15 protein-coding genes are annotated in these 16,957 nt (G+C 48.2%); 12 read left to right on the top strand and 3 right to left on the bottom strand.

Annotated features, from left to right (window positions below; all coding sequences use genetic code 11):
* The first annotated feature begins 128 nt into the window (after positions 1–128).
* From rbsK to AACH44_RS01200, 4 genes are all read left to right on the top strand, one after another.
* On the top strand, positions 129–1,340 hold the full coding sequence (gene rbsK, locus AACH44_RS01215) for a ribokinase (RefSeq protein ID WP_261846768.1): 1,212 nt from the start codon (positions 129–131) through the stop codon (positions 1,338–1,340).
* Between the two features lie 44 nt (positions 1,341–1,384).
* Positions 1,385–2,308: a dihydrodipicolinate synthase family protein gene (locus AACH44_RS01210; RefSeq protein WP_261846769.1), complete on the top strand. Its 924-nt coding sequence runs from the start codon at positions 1,385–1,387 to the stop codon at positions 2,306–2,308.
* Positions 2,309–2,392: 84 nt separating this feature from the next.
* Positions 2,393–2,875 (top strand): YhcH/YjgK/YiaL family protein, encoded by a 483-nt coding sequence (locus tag AACH44_RS01205; protein WP_261846770.1) that lies wholly within the window; start codon positions 2,393–2,395, stop codon positions 2,873–2,875.
* 1 nt (position 2,876) lies between these two features.
* Positions 2,877–4,175, top strand: a complete 1,299-nt coding sequence (locus AACH44_RS01200) for an MFS transporter (protein WP_261846771.1) — start codon at positions 2,877–2,879, stop codon at positions 4,173–4,175.
* A 42-nt stretch (positions 4,176–4,217) separates the two neighbouring features.
* Here AACH44_RS01200 and glpE read toward each other — a convergent pair whose 3' ends face one another.
* Complete coding sequence (gene glpE / locus AACH44_RS01195; RefSeq protein WP_261846772.1) at positions 4,218–4,541, bottom strand: thiosulfate sulfurtransferase GlpE; 324 nt, start codon at positions 4,539–4,541, stop codon at positions 4,218–4,220.
* A gap of 384 nt (positions 4,542–4,925) precedes the next feature.
* On the opposite strand from glpE, the gene glpD reads away from it, so the two are divergent.
* From glpD to AACH44_RS01155, 8 genes are all read left to right on the top strand, one after another.
* Positions 4,926–6,428, top strand: a complete 1,503-nt coding sequence (gene glpD, locus AACH44_RS01190; protein ID WP_261846773.1) for a glycerol-3-phosphate dehydrogenase — start codon at positions 4,926–4,928, stop codon at positions 6,426–6,428.
* A gap of 565 nt (positions 6,429–6,993) precedes the next feature.
* Positions 6,994–8,961: a type VI secretion system tip protein VgrG gene (tssI, locus tag AACH44_RS01185; protein WP_338659467.1), complete on the top strand. Its 1,968-nt coding sequence runs from the start codon at positions 6,994–6,996 to the stop codon at positions 8,959–8,961.
* Positions 8,954–9,850: a DUF4123 domain-containing protein gene (locus AACH44_RS01180; RefSeq protein WP_338659466.1), complete on the top strand. Its 897-nt coding sequence runs from the start codon at positions 8,954–8,956 to the stop codon at positions 9,848–9,850. The genes tssI and AACH44_RS01180 overlap by 8 nt, the downstream gene beginning before the upstream one ends.
* A gap of 114 nt (positions 9,851–9,964) precedes the next feature.
* Positions 9,965–10,336: a hypothetical protein gene (locus AACH44_RS01175; protein WP_261846776.1), complete on the top strand. Its 372-nt coding sequence runs from the start codon at positions 9,965–9,967 to the stop codon at positions 10,334–10,336.
* Between the two features lie 123 nt (positions 10,337–10,459).
* A complete protein-coding gene (locus tag AACH44_RS01170) occupies positions 10,460–11,047 on the top strand; it encodes a hypothetical protein (protein WP_261846777.1) in 588 nt (195 codons plus the stop codon).
* Positions 11,048–11,068: 21 nt separating this feature from the next.
* Positions 11,069–11,653 carry a hypothetical protein gene (locus AACH44_RS01165; protein WP_261846778.1) on the top strand — a complete coding sequence of 195 codons (585 nt, stop codon included), beginning with the start codon at positions 11,069–11,071 and terminating at the stop codon, positions 11,651–11,653.
* Between the two features lie 12 nt (positions 11,654–11,665).
* A complete protein-coding gene (locus AACH44_RS01160) occupies positions 11,666–12,535 on the top strand; it encodes a hypothetical protein (protein ID WP_338659465.1) in 870 nt (289 codons plus the stop codon).
* Between the two features lie 88 nt (positions 12,536–12,623).
* Positions 12,624–12,890 (top strand): type VI secretion system PAAR protein, encoded by a 267-nt coding sequence (locus AACH44_RS01155; protein WP_261846780.1) that lies wholly within the window; start codon positions 12,624–12,626, stop codon positions 12,888–12,890.
* An 88-nt stretch (positions 12,891–12,978) separates the two neighbouring features.
* On the opposite strand, the gene glgP is transcribed toward AACH44_RS01155, so the two are convergent.
* Positions 12,979–15,426: a glycogen phosphorylase gene (glgP, locus tag AACH44_RS01150; RefSeq protein ID WP_261846781.1), complete on the bottom strand. Its 2,448-nt coding sequence runs from the start codon at positions 15,424–15,426 to the stop codon at positions 12,979–12,981.
* 74 nt (positions 15,427–15,500) lie between these two features.
* Positions 15,501–16,940 (bottom strand): glycogen synthase GlgA, encoded by a 1,440-nt coding sequence (glgA, locus tag AACH44_RS01145; protein ID WP_261846782.1) that lies wholly within the window; start codon positions 16,938–16,940, stop codon positions 15,501–15,503.
* Between the last annotated feature and the right edge of the window lie 17 nt (positions 16,941–16,957).

The following is a 16,957-nucleotide window of genomic DNA, read 5'->3' as shown; positions in this document are numbered from 1 at the left end:
ACACCCTTCCTGACTGATAACATTCTACTAACTTCCGTTTACTTCCGATTCACCTATTATCCTATGACAGTAGTCACTTTTTAGCCGCAGACTCTCCTTTAGGCTCATAACCAACAACTGAGGTAAGCATGTTTCTAGAAGAAAGACGTAATCAGATTCTGGCCTATCTGGCCAAACATGAACGCGCCAGCGTCGATTATCTGGCAACGTCCTTTGCCGTTAGCAAAGAAACTATCCGCAGTGATTTGAATCAACTGGCACGGTTGAACCTGATTCAGCGCTGCTACGGCGGAGCCATCATCGTACGACGTCTCTTACAGTCCGAATTAATCGCCCCGTCTGGCGAGAATTTCGAAGTGCTGCTGAAGCGGTTAGAAAAACAGAACAGACATCAAACCAGCAAACAGAAAGGAAACTCGATGAACGGCAAGGTGTGTATTTTAGGATCGTTCAATGTTGATATCGTCGCCAAAGTGATGCGTTTTCCCAAGGGCGGCGAATCCATCATGGCTCAGGGCAGCGCGATCGGCCCAGGGGGCAAAGGCGCTAACCAGGCAATGGCTGCCAGTCGGGCAGGTGCACAGGTTTATTTCATCGCTAAAGTGGGTACCGACCAATTTAGCCAGTTTGCCTACGATCATTTTACGGCATCAGACATTCACTCCTTCAAGCTGTACCAGTCAGACAGCGAACCCACGGGTAATGCGATCATTTACGTCTCGCAGCAAAACGGCGAAAACATGATCGCCATCCACCCCGGTGCTAACCAAACCATTACTGATGACGAAGTGGCCGCCATTGCGTCAGAGCTCACCACCTCAGACGTGCTGCTGGTGCAGTTAGAAAATAACTTTTCTGCAACACTGAACGCGATCAAGCTGGCCCATACGTTGGGCAAGAAAGTGATTCTTAACCCCGCGCCCTACTCCAGCGAGATCCTGCCCTATCTGGATTATCTCGACGTCATCACGCCTAACGAGACGGAAGCCTCGCTTTTATCCGGCATTGATATTCACGACGTTGACGATGCCAAACAAGCGGCGCTGAAAATCGCGGCCATGGGAGCCAAACGCGTGATTATCACTATGGGTTCCCGCGGTGCGCTGTTATTGGACGGCAAGCAGTTCCAGCATATTCCTGCCTTTCCGGCGCTAGGGGTCGATACAACCGGCGCTGGGGATGCATTCAACGGCGCGTTTGCCGCCGCGCTCGCTAATGGGCAGAACCTGGTGCAGGCCGCCACATACGCATCGGCTTTTGCCTCCCTTGCCGTTGAGCGTGAAGGAGCCTCTAACATGCCTGAACATCAACAAGTTATTGCACGTTTATCGCAACGCTAACGCGGAAAACCGCCCGCAACCGCTGTTTTTTGGAGAATAAATAAATGAAAACAATTGATGGTATCGTCCCTGTCATGCTGACTCCGTTTACCGAGCAGAACGACGTCGATTATCCCGGTCTGGCGAAGCTCATTGACTGGTACATAGACAAAAACGTCGATGCGCTGTTCGCCGTATGTCAGTCTAGCGAAATGCAGTTTCTCTCGTTAGAAGAACGCGTGGCCGTGGCGCGCTTTGTGGTGGAACACGTACAAGGCCGTATACCGGTGATTGCCTCCGGCCATATCAGCGACGATCTCGACGCACAGGTTGAAGAGCTTTCTGCGATGGCGGAAACCGGCATCGACGCACTGGTGCTGGTCACTAATCATCTCGATCCACAGAAAGCGGGCAGCGATACCTTCTTTGCCAATCTGAATCATCTGTTGGACGCCCTGCCGGAGACGCTTCCACTCGGCCTATACGAATGCCCAGCACCTTATCGTCGGCTATTGAGTGATGAAGAGCTGACTTATTGCGCCAATACAGGCCGTTTTGTGGTGCTAAAAGACGTCAGTTGTGACCTGGCTACCGTCACCCGCCGTGTGGATTTGGTGCAGGGAACGCCGCTCAATATCATTAACGCCAATGCCGCTATCGCGTTCCCCGCGATGAAAGCGGGTTCACGCGGCTTTAGCGGCGTGTTCACCAATTTCCATCCTGAACTTTATGTATGGTTATATCACCATCATCAAGAGAACCCTGCGCTGGCAGAAGAACTGGCCGACTTCCTATCTCTGGCCGCCGTGACTGAAACCTTAGGCTACCCGAAAAATGCCAAGGTTTACCACCAACGCCTCGGCACCTTTACCAGCATTCAGTGTCGCGTCAATAAAGATGACGTACTGGAGAAATATTGGGGATTGACCGTCATTCTCGATCAAATTCGGCACGGAACAGAACACTACCAGAAAAAAATTACACGATAAGAATAAGCGTCTAGGGGTAACGGGAATAAATAGCGCTTCTCGTTACCCTATATAAAAACCGCATTTACAGGGGAATATTTTATCATGATTATTTGCGATCAGCGTGATTGGGCGCAGGAAAAACATGCCCTGCATCCTATTATTCAAGAAGGAATTAACTATATTAACCAAACCGATTTCTCCAGATTAGCACCTGGAAAATACGATATTATTCCAGACAAAATGTTTTGCCTGCTGCAAGAAACCGCTACGGTGCCAGTTGCACAAATGCGTGCAGAGTCACACTTTAATTTTGTTGATATTCAATACCTCATCTCTGGAGAAGAGAGTATTGGTGTAGCGCGTGGAGCCAAAGAGCATACGGTTATCGAAAATAAAGCGGCACAAAACGACATTGTGTTTTATACCGACACGCGAAACGAATCCTTTATTCATCTGCTACCCGGAATGTTTGCCGTATTTTTCCCCGAAGATTTACATCGCCCTTGTTGTCAAACGCACGGCGAATCTTTTATCCGCAAAGCGGTAATCAAGATTCACCTCAGCCTGTTCACGGAAAATAAATAAAATGAAACAGACAACTGCCTCATCTACACCTGCTGCGGTGACGCCACCTTCGCAGAAAATATCTCGTCTGCGTTGGAATATTATCTTCATATTACTGATTGCTGCCGTGGTGAATTATCTTGACCGCGCTAATCTCAGTATCGCCAACACCACCATTTCAAAAGAGTTTGGCTTCAGTTCCACACAGATGGGACTCCTGCTCTCTGCATTCTTATGGCCGTATGCCATCGCTAACCTGCCTGCTGGCTGGCTGGTCGATAAGTTCGGCCCGAAAAAAATGTTCTCCTGGGCGCTCGGCCTCTGGTCTGGGTTCACTATTCTGGCCGGGTTCGTCAATGGCTACGCCATGTTCTATGGCCTGCGTATGTTACTCGGGGTGTCTGAATCACCATTCTTCACCTCTGGAATTAAAATCACCCACCGTTGGTTCCCAAGTAATGAACGCGGCCTACCCACCGCCATCATCAATACGGGTTCTCAAATCGCCAACGCCATTGCACCACCGATTCTGACCATTCTGTTGTTAACGCTGGGCTGGCGTGGCATGTTTATCGCCATTGGGTTGGCGGGTATTCCGCTCCTGCTGGTCTGGATGAAGCTCTACCGCAACCCCACGCCACAGGAAGAAGCTGAAATCCATGGCCCCGTCGAAGCGGCAGAAACGCAAAAGCCAGACGTGCCAAAAGCGAGCTGGGGCTCTCTATTCAAACACAGGACAACCTGGTTCATGATTCTGGGCAATTTCTCCATCATGTTTACCATTTGGGTCTATCTCACCTGGTTACCCAGTTATCTGGAGCGTTCTCTTGGATTCAGCTTGATGAAAACAGGTTGGGTCGCATCGATTCCGTTCATGGCCGGTATTTTGGGCGTGCTGTGCGGAGGGATAATTTCGGATCGTCTGATTCGTCGCGGTACCAACACCATTACCGCGCGCAAAATCCCCATTGTATGCGGTGCAGCTCTCGCGGCGTGTTTCGTCGCTCCCGTGCCGTTCGTCAGTGACACAACATTATGTATCGCGCTGCTTTCCCTGGGATATTTCTTTTCTCAGATGCCTTCTGGCGTGATCTGGACACTCGCGACCGATATCGCCCCAAAAGCACAGGTTGCCTCCCTTGGCGCTATCCAGAACTTCGGTGGTTTTCTCGGCGCGGCCAGTGCCCCCATCGTCACGGGTATCATTCTTGATATGACAGGCGCTTTCACCAACGTGTTTATCTTCGGCGCTAGTTTACTTATGCTAGGTGCTATCAGCTACGGCGTATTTGTCAAAAAACCGTTACCAGCGGAACAATAATGGTTCGCCTGCTGCGCCTTCAAACGCAGCAGGTTTCCACTTTCACACGGGTGGTAACACATCCTGCGGGTAACGGTGTTGCCAGGCTTCAAAACCCCCATCGATGCTGTACACCGAATCAAATCCCAGACTAATCAGATACTGCGCAGCATTGCGGCTGCTAATGCCGTGGTAGCAAATCACCATGACCGGCGCATCGAAGTCAGCGCCGCGCACAAGGTCAGTCAGGCTCTCATTCGTCAGGTGCATCGCACCGGGAACATGGGCAGTGGAAAAACTCTGTGGATCACGAATATCAACGACAACGCCGCCTTCCTGCCAGCGGGAATGGGCTTGCTCAATACTAATAGCTTCAAATTGTTCCATCGAAAGTGACAACCTTGTTAATAATAGACAGGATGTTAGTAACAACTGGCGTCATTGTAACCCGCCTTTGGCGGCATAAAACCTATATGATTATAAGGTTATTAAGAAAAAGCGGGGCTTCGCTAATGTGGATAATAACGACAAAACAGCACAATCCCAGCCCAATACCCTGATGCCGATCGTTTACGCACCGAGATACACGGGCTTAAGTGGTCTGTATTAGCTTAATACCCCTTACTTTAATGTGACAATTATCATCATATTGTTAGCTTCATCACGCATAAATGTTTTTATTTGGTTAACCATTGGCTGATTTGTTTGTTTTCGATTATTATAATGCTCGAAAACGAACATTTTGATTTATTCGAGGGTGGAGGAAGAAACGTGGAAACCAAAGATCTCATCGTTATCGGCGGCGGAATTAACGGTGCAGGCATCGCCGCAGATGCGGCTGGGCGAGGTTTATCGGTCCTGTTGTTGGAAGCACAGGATCTTGCCTGTGCCACGTCCTCCGCCAGCTCCAAGCTGATTCACGGTGGCCTGCGTTACCTTGAGCACTATGAGTTTCGTTTGGTCAGCGAAGCGCTGTCTGAGCGTGAAACGTTGCTGAAAATGGCTCCGCACATTATTTTCCCGATGCGCTTTCGTTTGCCCCATCAGCCGCACCTGCGTCCGGCCTGGATGATTCGCATCGGTCTGTTCATGTACGACAACATTGGCAAACGCGTCAGCCTGCCTGCCAGTAAAGGCCTGAAATTCGGCGCAGATTCGGTGCTTAAGCCTGAGCTGAAGCAAGGCTTTGAATATTCGGACTGCTGGGTGGACGATGCGCGTCTGGTGGTGTTAAACGCGCAGGAAGTGACAAAACGCGGCGGTGAAGTCCGTACCCGCACCAAAGTCACCCGCGCTCGCCGTGAGCAAGGCGTGTGGATTGTGGATGCGGTTGATTCACTAACGGGTGAAACCTTCACCTGGCGCGCCAAAGGTCTGGTGAACGCCACGGGTCCGTGGGTGAAAGAATTCTTTGATGACGGCCTACAGCTGAAATCGCCTTACGGCATCCGTTTGATCAAAGGCAGCCACATCGTGGTGCCAAAAGTCCACAACCAGCCGCAGGCGTACATTCTGCAAAACAAAGATCACCGTATTGTGTTCGTCATTCCGTGGCAGGATGACTACTCAATCATCGGCACCACCGACGTGGAATACAAAGGCAATCCACATGATGTGAAGATTGATGATAGCGAAGTGGGTTATCTGCTGGATGTGTATAACGACCATTTCAAACAGCAGCTCACGCGTGACGATATCGTCTGGACTTACTCTGGCGTGCGTCCGCTGTGTGATGACGAATCGGATTCTCCACAGGCGATTACCCGTGACTACACGCTGTCAGTGGATGATGATAACGGTCAGGCTCCACTGCTTTCCGTGTTTGGCGGCAAGCTGACGACATACCGCAAACTGGCAGAGCACGCGCTGGACAAACTGCACAAATACTACCCGCAAGCGGGTAAAGCCTGGACGAAAGGTGCGGTACTGCCGGGTGGCGATATCGCTGGCACGCGTGATGACTACGCCGCCGCGCTGCGTCGCCGCTTCAATCTGCCTGAATCACTGACGCGCCGTTACAGCCGCACTTACGGTTCAAACAGCGAACTGATTCTGGCAAACGTAAAAGGCCTCAGCGATCTGGGTGAAGATTTCGGATACGACCTGTACGAAGCGGAACTGCGCTATCTGGTCGAAAAAGAATGGGCTGTTACGCTGGACGACGTCATCTGGCGCCGCACCAAACTGGGCATGCGCTTTGATGACGCCCAGAAACAACGCATCAGCGACTGGCTGGCAGGCTACCGCCAACAGCAAATGGCAAAAGCGGGTTAATTGTTCCAGCCTCTACTTCTCGATCAGGCTTCCTGGTCGAGAAGCTTTCCCATGATAAAAGTCTTCCGGCTATAATGAATAGTAGGCATCAAGCATCAGCAACATATTCTTATCGTACCCAGCCATCAAATAATTACATCACCATTTAGTTCTCTATCTAATTAATAATAAATTAATTATTTCATTATTAATCAATGACCTTGCTTATTTTCGGTTCTTTTTTGTGCTATTCGCTCTGCGAATATCTTGTTATCCTTTACGCGTACTTTTTTAAAAGGAATAACGCTAAGGATGCCACATGGAACGTTTTCATTATTCACACCGCTTCAACCCTACAATTTTGTTGTCTCCCACGACGTGAATACACCGTATCTCAATTCACCCTAAATTTTCTGCGTTTTTCTCTGACGTGATGTTTTTATCAACATGAACTGTGGTGCGCGCAGACTCAGACCACAGCTCGGGTTTTCATTTTAATCAGGATTGTGATGTGCCGCTCTGGGAGAATCCGGGGTGTGCGGTAGCCATGGCAACGGCGAAGGAAGAAGGAAGAAGGAGAGGACCGGTGGCAAACAGTACAGGATTACAGTTCACCGTAAAGGTCGGTGCCTTAGAAGCAGGCACCTTTGCGGTAGTGGATTTCAGGCTGGATGAGGGGCTGAACCGGCCTTTCAGCCTGTCGCTGAGTCTGGCGAGCGCGTTGCCGGATATCGATTTCGGCGCGGTGCTGGATCAGCCGTGCGAGCTGATGATTTGGTATGAAGGCGAACTGAAGCGCCGGGTCAGCGGGATTGTCAGCGGCTTCACGCAGGGTGATACCGGATTCCGGCGCACGCGCTATCAGATGGACGTCCGCCCGGCACTGTGGCGGCTGGGGTTGCGTACCAATGCCCGCATCTTTCAGGCACAAAAGCCGGAGGCGATTATCGGTGCGCTGCTGGGAGAAGCGGGGATTACCGACTACGCCTTTGCGCTGCGCCATGAACACGCGCCACGGGAATACTGCGTGCAGTATCGGGAAAGCGATTTAGCGTTTATCACCCGTCTGGCGGCGGAAGAAGGGCTGTATTTCTTCCACGAATACGAAGAGGGGAAACACCGCGTGGTCTTTGCCGATGATGCGGGGGCGCTCAGTAAAGGCCCGGAGCTGTTCTTCAATCTGGCGACTCAGGGGCTGAGCGAGGGCGAATATGTCCGGCGTTTCCACTACGCAGAGCGGGTGAGTACGGCCGAAGTCGAGCTGAAAGACTACAGTTTCAGGACACCGGCTTACGGGCTGTCGCACAAGAAAATGAGCAGCGAGCTGGCGCACCAGCGCGAAAGTTATCAGCATTACGACTATCCGGGGCGTTATAAGCACGATCCGAGCGGCAAGGCGTTCAGCGGATACCGGCTGGATGCACTGCGTTCAGGGGCGGTGACGAGCGAAGGGGAATCCAATTGTGCGGGGCTGATGCCGGGCAACACCTTCACGCTGACGGATCATCCGAATGCGGCGCTGAACGCAGTATGGCAGACGGTGAGCGTGACGCACGTCGGGCAGCAGCCGCAGGCGCTGGAAGAAGAAAGCGGCGGCGAACCGACGACGATGAGCAACAGCTTTGCAGTGGTGAAAGGCACGACAACGTGGCGTGCCGTGATGCCGTACAAACCGATGGTGGATGGCCCGCAAATTGCGACGGTGGTGGGTCCGGCAGGGGAAGAGATTTACTGTGACCAGTACGGTCGGGTAAAACTGCAATTCCCGTGGGACCGATACGGCGCGAGCAACGACCAGAGTTCGTGCTGGGTGCGGGTGAGTCAGGGCTGGGCCGGTGGGCAGTACGGGATGATCGCGATCCCGCGCATCGGCCATGAAGTGATCGTCAGCTTCCTTGAAGGTGACCCGGATCAGCCGATTGTGACCGGACGTACTTTCCATGTTACCAACCCAACGCCTTATCCCCTTCCCGCAAACAAAACGCGTACCACGCTGCGCTCTAAAACTCACAAAGGAAAAGGGTTTAACGAACTTAGCTTTGAGGATGCGACCGATAACGAAGAGATCTTCCTCCACGCCCAGAAAAATATGGCAGTGCGGGTGCTCAATTCCAAAGATGAGCGCGTGGACTATAACCGCACGACCAGCATCGGACATGATGAAGAACTGGTGGTCGCCAACGATCGTAAAGTCACGGTGGAAGGCAATCAGGATCATAAAACCACAGGCAATCATTTATCACTGACCGAAGGCGATCGGGGCATACAGGTTAAAGGGGATTTGACGCAAAAAATCAGCGGCGTATTCAGCGTAGACAGCAACGGCGATCTGACACTGCAAAGCGGCAGCAAATTAACGCTCAGGGTCGGAGGCAGCTTTGTGGTTATCCACGCCGGAGGGGTGGACATCAAAGGACCGGCTATTAACCTGAATTCAGGCGGCAGCCCGGGCGATGTATCGCTCCCTGCCGATCCGGCGATATTGAAAGCGGCCGCCGCCGCCGGGACGATGTTTGTGGCGCACTGTCCGGCAAAGGAGAAAAAAAGTGAGTGAGATAACACGCTGGGCAATAGTAGATGCTGCGGTAGAACCCGAATTATTTTCGATGCTGGAACAATTCGATCCCCCACATGCCAGTTTATACGCAGAGCCCGTACCGGAAGAGATTGGACGATTGGCTCCGCATCTGGTGCAAGTCGATGACACGGTCTTCCACTGGCTGAATCGACGGAGAACGCCTTGGGGTATCCTGTTGGAAACAACATCTGAAATGAAAGCATTGCGGCAACATTTACGCAAATATCTACATGTACAGATCCCTAATGAAGAAAAACCCGTATTTTTCCGTTTTTATGATCCGAGAAATATTTGGTCTTTTTGCGATGTGATGACGGAGTGGGAGTTATTCTGCTTCATGGGACCAATTGAAAAAATTGCGACCATTTATGATGGAGTGATACGAGAAGAGGTTTTTCATTCCGTTCGTGCTCAGTTTCCTCTCACGGCTAAGAGCAGAATGAAATTTTTAAAATTTAGTCAGTCACAGCTTGATATTCTCAATGACTATTCTGAAGTTAGATATATTAATGAAATATTTTCTAAAACACTTGTTAAATATAAAGAAAAAATACATCACGTTTCTCACGACAGTAACCAGCGTGATCCTGAACAGGATTTTTATTTTTACAAAGACGCTCAGGAAAACTCTACAACTTTCTCAGTAAAATCTATTGTCAGTGAGTGTTATTATTTTTGTAAAGAGCATAACATTGATGATGACCGCTCAATTTGTGAGTTACTTCATTTGTTAATAGAAAAGGATTATTATTCATTAGAACAAGCCCCTACGTTTTGGGCAGATACTTTGAGCGGTGAAGATTTGCCTGGTTACTATCGCGTTAGTGATTTATGTAAACGTGTTCTGGGCGAATATTCTTCCTGAGAGGGATCGGCTTGACTGAAGCATCGTATTTATCCATGGTTGAGTGGGTATATGAAATGTGGTAATTTTGGTGAAAGGACTTTTTTCTCTCATTCTATCATATAGGGATATGTAATGAAAAAATCATCTACTATTGGGATATTTTTAATACCCACACTTTTTTGGTTATCGTTAGCATTTGCATATGCTTTTTTTTGCGGTGAGAGGGATGTGGATACGTATTTTTTTAATAGCTGGGATTTTGCAGCATGGATTATTTTCGCAAGCTACACAATAACTTGTAGTGTTGTTTCTATCTTCTTGCGTTTAATAATGAAAAAGTATTATATCGCTATGGTCACAATCATTATTTTCATATTTTCTATTAAAGTCACAGATTTTGATTATATATATTCGTTTTTATTTTTTCTTATTATGTTAAGCATTCCACTCTTTGGTTCATTGACCTTACGGTATCTGCATAAAAAACAAGCTCATCATGAGTGAACTTGCGGTGAGGAAAATAAACATTAATACTGATCATTAGAAAACCTTAAAATAACTCTATTACATCGAACTCAACTAATTATCGTTTTTATCTGTAATTTGTAGACATGGAGTCGTTAAAAAATGAAAAAAATATTACTGCTTATCGGAATTCTACTCGGTATAGGCGGAACGTGGCTATACCAGTGGATGAAGCCATCTTCTGATCCTTATTTTTTCTTATCGCCTAAAATATCAGAGGGCCACCCCATAGACATCCCTATTGAATTATATAAAAAGGGGGATTCTATAGATTTTATTTTCTGGAAAGCACCATTACCCAAGCCAAAGTTATTTTATTTATTCCCTATTTCACCACCATCATCCCATATAGTATTACGCATAGATAAAGACAAAGATAAAAATATTAACTTTTTCAAACATTATCTTTTTTTAGAAGAAGGACCAATTGGAGACATTGGTGACACCTCTATTTTTGAAGTGAAAATATATAGAGTAAATAGCGATCTATCAGAAAGCTTAGTTTTTGATAAAATACATAAAAAAAACAATTCTGCGTCTGCTAGTGGATTTGACCTTGTTGACCTAAGCGGCGATGATTTTACATATGATCAATATAGATTGAAAGTGAAAGTACTTGGAGACTGGCCAGAATTAAAAATAAGCGGGTTACATTATTTTATAACGATAAAAACATATTTTGTTAAATAGATAAAAAGGTGTGATATAAAAATGAAAAAAATATTACTACTTATCGGAATTCTACTCGGCATAGGAGGAACGTGGCTATATCAGTGGATGAAGCCATCTTCTTATGACCCTTATTTTTTCCTTAACCCCAAACCAAATTATATTGGAGATAAGACTTACTCGATAGAAAAAGATATAAATTTATTTAAAAAAGGTGAGACTTTCGATTTCATATTTTGGGATACCCCTCAACAAAAACCAAAGATCTTATATTTATTTCCTGCATCATCACCATCACCACATATATTATTAAAAGTAAAAAATGAAGATTTAAAAAATGGAATCGATAGTATTATTGACACATTAAAAGAAAATAAAAATCCGATAATTAACTTCGAATTATATAAAATAAGAAATGATCTTACTGAAGAGTTAATTGAAAGAAAAACAATGATAAATTTCGATTTTTATACCATAGAAAATGAGAGTTTGTTTTTTTATATCACGGATCAAATAAAACAGTATGGACAATACCGAATTCACATTAACATGTTAAATGACGACAATGAATTGAAGAAAAATGATTTAACTTATTCTATATATATAGAGCAGCGATTTTTAAAATAAAAAGGATTTTATATGAAGCCAGAAAATAAAACTGAAGAGCTACTTGAATATATTTCAAAAAAAGAGGGGCTCACTGTAGAACAAAAAAAACAAGAAATTGAACAGTTTGCATCCCCTGATAAAAACGTGAACTATAATGCGGGCCAGGCTTGTGCCACATGCCCGCCACCGCATGCCAGGAAAGAGTTTGTAGATGAACTCATTGATTCTTTAGAACCTAGATATACTGTTACGATTTATACAGCCTATCCAGGAACACCATTAAATGATGATTATGGAAATCCAGATCTTGATAAAACCACTAAGGAAAGAATAGTGTCAATGGCTGGTCATATGTGGTTTAAAATATCAATTATCTCTGATAAAAATCAAGAACCTGATTCTTATGGATTTGCCCCCATAAAGTCAGGTGTGATAGGAAAGGGAATTGTTACTAAACATGATAATATTCACTACGAAAACCCCTATTACAGTAGAGAAATAGAAGTCAAAAAATACCAATACGAAAAATTAAAAGAATTTGGAGAAACCGCATTTAAAAAATCTAATAACTATTTTAGTCTCTATTATAACGGAGCAGCAAATAGCTGTATCGATTTCACATGGCAAGCATTACGCCACGCAGAGTTAATCCCAGAAAGTATACAGGAAAAGAAAGAAGCAGATAAATTTGACGGCGAACTTAAAGTCATTCATAACATTCCGCATATAAAATCCATCCCCGCGCCATTTCCTGATAGCGAGTTAAACGTAGAGAAATATAACAAGATCCCCGATAGAAAAATATGGCACCGGTTATTTTCTAAAAATGATGACGTTAAAAACAGTGAAAATATAGGAATAGCAAGCAGGCAACATGACGCTGTAATCAACCCTGTTTGAATGCCACAGAGAAGCTAAAAAAACAGCACCGCGGTGAATGAGAAAATCGTATTTGCAATAGAAAGTACCCTACGAAAAGGAACGCAATATGGGCAATGCAGTTAAATTAGGCGATAACGACACTGGGCATGGGAGCCATCCACCGACACCTGTCGCCGCGGGTTCATCAACGGTTAAGGTTGACGGTTTGCCGTTGGCTCGTCAGGGCGATCCTCTGGCTCCTCACGGTCATAGTAGGAGCATCATCGGCGGTTCATCAACGGTATTCGTTGATGGCAAACCCGCGGTACGTTCTGGGGATGGCGTAAGTTGTGGTGGCGTATTAGTTGGCGGAGGAAGTGTAAGTATAGGCTGATGTATCCCTCAGCCTTAGTAATCAGGCGTTCATTGAACGCCTGTTGTCTTTTTAAAAATTCGCTCTCAATGGAGAAGCCCTTCTCTCATCACAGCCGTATCGGTTTGATGTTCCAGATATCTTCTGCATATTCGCCGATGGTGCGGTCAGACGAGAAATAACCCATGTTGGCAATATTCTGGACGGCACAGCGCGCCCATTCGTCCTTTTTCGCATACAGCTCATCCACCCGATCTTGCGTATCCACATAGCTGCGATAGTCTGCCAATAGCTGGTAGTAATCGCCAAAATTCACCAGTGAATCAAACAGATCGCTGTAGCGTCGACTATCGTCAGGACTAAAGACGCCAGTGGTAATTTGCGTCAACACACGGCGCAACTCTTCATCCTGATCGTAATATTGCCGTGGGTTATAGCCGTTCTGGCGTAGCGCTTCGACCTGCTCAGTCGTATTACCGAAGATAAACATATTCTCTTCACCAATATGTTCCAGCATTTCGACATTCGCCCCATCCAGCGTGCCGATCGTCAGCGCGCCATTCAGTGCAAACTTCATATTACTGGTGCCGGATGCTTCCGTTCCCGCCAGCGAGATCTGTTCGGAGAGATCCGCCGCCGGAATGATCAGCTGCGCCAGGCTCACGCTATAGTTCGGGATGAAAACCACCTTCAGCTTATCGTGTAGAGCCTGATCGTTGTTGATCACTTTCCCGACGTCGTTGATCAAGTTAATGATGTGCTTCGCCATGTAATAGGCCGATGCCGCCTTGCCCGCAAAGATGACAACACGCGGAACACGTTCAACCTCAGGGTCGTCCTTGAGCCGGTTATAGAGCGTGATGACGTGCAACACGTTCAGCAATTGCCGTTTGTATTCATGAATACGCTTAATCTGCACATCAAACAGCGATTCTGGGTTAACCACAATGTTCAGACTTTCCGCCATATAGGTCGCTAACCGTACTTTGTTCTTTAGTTTCACCTTACGGATTTTCTGCACAAACGCTGGGTAATCGATGTGTTGTTTCAGTTCGCTCAACTGACTCAGATCGGTACGCCAGGTCTGCCCGATGGTGTCATCCAACAGCTTAGAGAGCGGCGGGTTGGCCAGCGCCAGCCAGCGGCGCGGTGTTACGCCATTGGTTTTATTGCAGAAACGGTTGGGGAAGAGTCGGGCGAAGTCAGCAAACAAGGACTGCACCATCAGATCCGAATGCAGTTCCGATACGCCGTTCACTTTATGGCTGGCGATCACCGCCAGCCACGCCATCCGTATTTTACGCCCGTTATTTTCATCAATGATGGAAACCCGTGCCAGCAGTTCGTTGTCATCGGGAACTTCTTTCTGCACGTACTCCAGAAAATGTTCGTTAATTTCGAAAATCAATTGCAGGTGGCGCGGCAGAATTTTACCCAGCATATCAACCGGCCAGGTCTCCAGCGCTTCCTGCATCAGCGTGTGGTTGGTATAGGAGAAGACCTTCCTCACCACGGTCCACGCTTCTATCCACTTGAATTTATGCTCATCGATCAGCAAACGCATCAGCTCTGGGATCGCCAGCACCGGATGCGTGTCGTTCAGGTGGATGGCGAATTTTTCCGCCAGATTGGCATAGGTCTTATGCATCATCCAATGGCGGTTGAGGATGTCCTGCACCGTTGCGGAAACCAGAAAGTATTCCTGACGCAAACGCAGCTCGCGGCCAGAATAGGTGGAATCATCGGGATACAGCACGCGCGACACGTTTTCCGAGTGGTTTTTATCTTCCACCGCCGCAAAATAGTCGCCCTGATTGAATTTACCTAAATTGATTTCGTTACTGGCCTGCGCGCCCCATAGACGCAGTGTATTGGTAGCGTCCGTATCAAAACCGGGAATGATTTGGTCGTAAGCACACGCGATAACTTCTTCCGTTTCCAGCCAGCGTAGCTTGCTGCCTTCCTGCTGGATTCGGCCGCCGAAACGCACTTTATAACGTGTGCTGTGGCGCGGGAATTCCCACGCATTACCGTATTCCAGCCAGTAGTCCGGCGATTCCGCCTGCTTGCCGTTAACGATATTCTGTTTGAACATGCCGTATTCGTAGCGGATACCGTAGCCGCGCCCCGGCAACGCCATCGTCGCCAGCGAATCCAGGAAGCACGCCGCCAGACGCCCCAGACCGCCGTTGCCTAAGCCGGGGTCATTTTCTTCCTGTAGTAGATCGTCCAGTTCCAACCCCATGCCATCCAGCGCCGCTTTCAGATCTTCATACAACCCCATCGCCAGCAGCGCGTTCGACAGTGTTCGCCCCAGTAAAAATTCCATCGACAGGTAATACACCTGCCGCACATCCTGCGAAAGCTGGGCGCGGTTCGAGCGCAGCCAGCGTTCGACCATCCGGTCGCGCACGGCCAACAGTGTGGCATTCAGCCAGTCATGTTTATTCGCAATCGAGGGATCTTTCCCCACGGTAAACATGAGCTTGTAAGCAATAGAGTGTTTCAGCGCTTCCACACTGATCGTTGGTGAAGTATAGATAAACGGCGAGTTCATAATATTCATTCCCAAGTGAGTGTTATCCTACCCTGTCGTTTTCAGATTGCACGCGGATGACGCGCCACAGGAAACTAGTGGGTATACAAGCGTTGATAGAGCGCACCATAAGCCTGAGCAGAAATCTGCCAACCAAAATCCATCGCCATCGCCTGACGCTGCACATAGCGCCATAGTGTAGGCCGGGACCACAACACGAACACACGACGAATCGCGCGGGATAGCGATCCTACGTTGCAATCGTTAAAGACAAACCCGCTTGCCAGACCATCTGCCAGATTCTCCAGCGAGCAGTCGGATACCGTATCCGCCAGCCCACCCGTTCGGCGCACCAGCGGCAACGTGCCATACTTCAGGCCATAGAGCTGCGTTAACCCGCAGGGCTCAAATCGGCTGGGCACCATGATGACATCCGCGCCGCCAATAATGCGGTGCGAGAAGGCTTCGTGATAGCCAATCTGTACACCAACCTGACCGTGATATTCGGCTGCGGCGGCCAGAAAACCTTCCTGCAAATCAGCATCTCCTGCGCCCAGCACCACCAGTTGCCCGCCCTGCTCTAGCAGATCGGGTATCGCGCTTAATGCAATGTCGAGTCCTTTCTGGCTGGTCAGGCGACTGACGATGGCAAAAACCGGCGCCTTGTCATCAACTTTCAGCCCCATCGCCGTTTGCAGGCGTCGTTTATTTTCGGCTTTGTCCGCTAGCGCATCGCGGCTGTAATGGCTGGTGAGTAAAGGATCGTGCGCCGGATTCCAAATCGTCTCATCAACGCCATTGAGAATGCCAGACAGCCGCCCTTCTTCTTCACGCGCCTGTAGCAAGCCTTCCATACCATAACCATAGGCTGGCAGCGTAATCTCATGCGCGTAGGTCGGGCTCACAGTCGTAATGTGGTCGGCGTAGAACAACCCTGCCTTGAGGTAAGAAATCTGGCCGTAAAACTCCAGCCCGTACACCTGAAAGAAATCTCTCGGTAAATGGAGATCCGCCATATGTCGGGCATCAAACAGCCCTTGATAAGCCAAATTGTGAACGGTAAAGATCGATTTCGCCGGACGGTTACGTGCTGCCAGATAGGCGCAGGTCAACCCCGCGTGCCAGTCATGAGCATGCACAATATCGGGCCGCCAATAGGGGTCCAACCCGCACGCCATTTCACACCCCATCCACCCCAGCAGCGCAAACCGCAGATAGTTATCGGCGTAAGCATAAAGTGCCGGATCGTGATAAGGGCTGCCCGCGCGTTCATACAGTTCAGGCACATCAATCAGATAAATACCGACGCCGTTAAAATGGCCGAACAGGAGAGTGACATGTCCGGCAAACGTATCCAGCTCACGCACAATTTGTATATCGGCGATCCCTTTTTTTAAATCGGGGAAGGCAGGCAGGATGACGCGGGCATCCATGCCCGCCGCAATTTGCGCGCTGGGCAACGCACCTGCCACATCCGCAAGACCGCCGGTTTTCAATAGTGGAAACAGCTCTGAACAAACATGTAAGACCCGCATTATGACTCCCATTTTAT

It is taken from the genome of Pectobacterium araliae (assembly GCF_037076465.1).
Classification (GTDB): domain Bacteria; phylum Pseudomonadota; class Gammaproteobacteria; order Enterobacterales; family Enterobacteriaceae; genus Pectobacterium; species Pectobacterium araliae.
Note: the sequence above shows the minus strand (reverse complement) of the source record. Positions and strands in the feature narration are given on the sequence as shown.

Excerpts from the sequence above, each read along its gene's own strand:
- glgP (WP_261846781.1), bottom strand. The coding sequence starts at position 15,426 with ATGAACTCGCCGTTTATCTATACTTCACCAACGATCAGTGTGGAAGCG.
- glgA (WP_261846782.1), bottom strand. The coding sequence starts at position 16,940 with ATGCGGGTCTTACATGTTTGTTCAGAGCTGTTTCCACTATTGAAAACC.
- AACH44_RS01200 (WP_261846771.1), top strand. The coding sequence starts at position 2,877 with ATGAAACAGACAACTGCCTCATCTACACCTGCTGCGGTGACGCCACCT.
- AACH44_RS01155 (WP_261846780.1), top strand. The coding sequence starts at position 12,624 with ATGGGCAATGCAGTTAAATTAGGCGATAACGACACTGGGCATGGGAGC.
- AACH44_RS01160 (WP_338659465.1), top strand. The coding sequence starts at position 11,666 with ATGAAGCCAGAAAATAAAACTGAAGAGCTACTTGAATATATTTCAAAA.
- rbsK (WP_261846768.1), top strand. The coding sequence starts at position 129 with ATGTTTCTAGAAGAAAGACGTAATCAGATTCTGGCCTATCTGGCCAAA.
- AACH44_RS01170 (WP_261846777.1), top strand. The coding sequence starts at position 10,460 with ATGAAAAAAATATTACTGCTTATCGGAATTCTACTCGGTATAGGCGGA.
- AACH44_RS01165 (WP_261846778.1), top strand. The coding sequence starts at position 11,069 with ATGAAAAAAATATTACTACTTATCGGAATTCTACTCGGCATAGGAGGA.
- AACH44_RS01210 (WP_261846769.1), top strand. The coding sequence starts at position 1,385 with ATGAAAACAATTGATGGTATCGTCCCTGTCATGCTGACTCCGTTTACC.
- AACH44_RS01205 (WP_261846770.1), top strand. The coding sequence starts at position 2,393 with ATGATTATTTGCGATCAGCGTGATTGGGCGCAGGAAAAACATGCCCTG.
- AACH44_RS01175 (WP_261846776.1), top strand. The coding sequence starts at position 9,965 with ATGAAAAAATCATCTACTATTGGGATATTTTTAATACCCACACTTTTT.
- glpE (WP_261846772.1), bottom strand. The coding sequence starts at position 4,541 with ATGGAACAATTTGAAGCTATTAGTATTGAGCAAGCCCATTCCCGCTGG.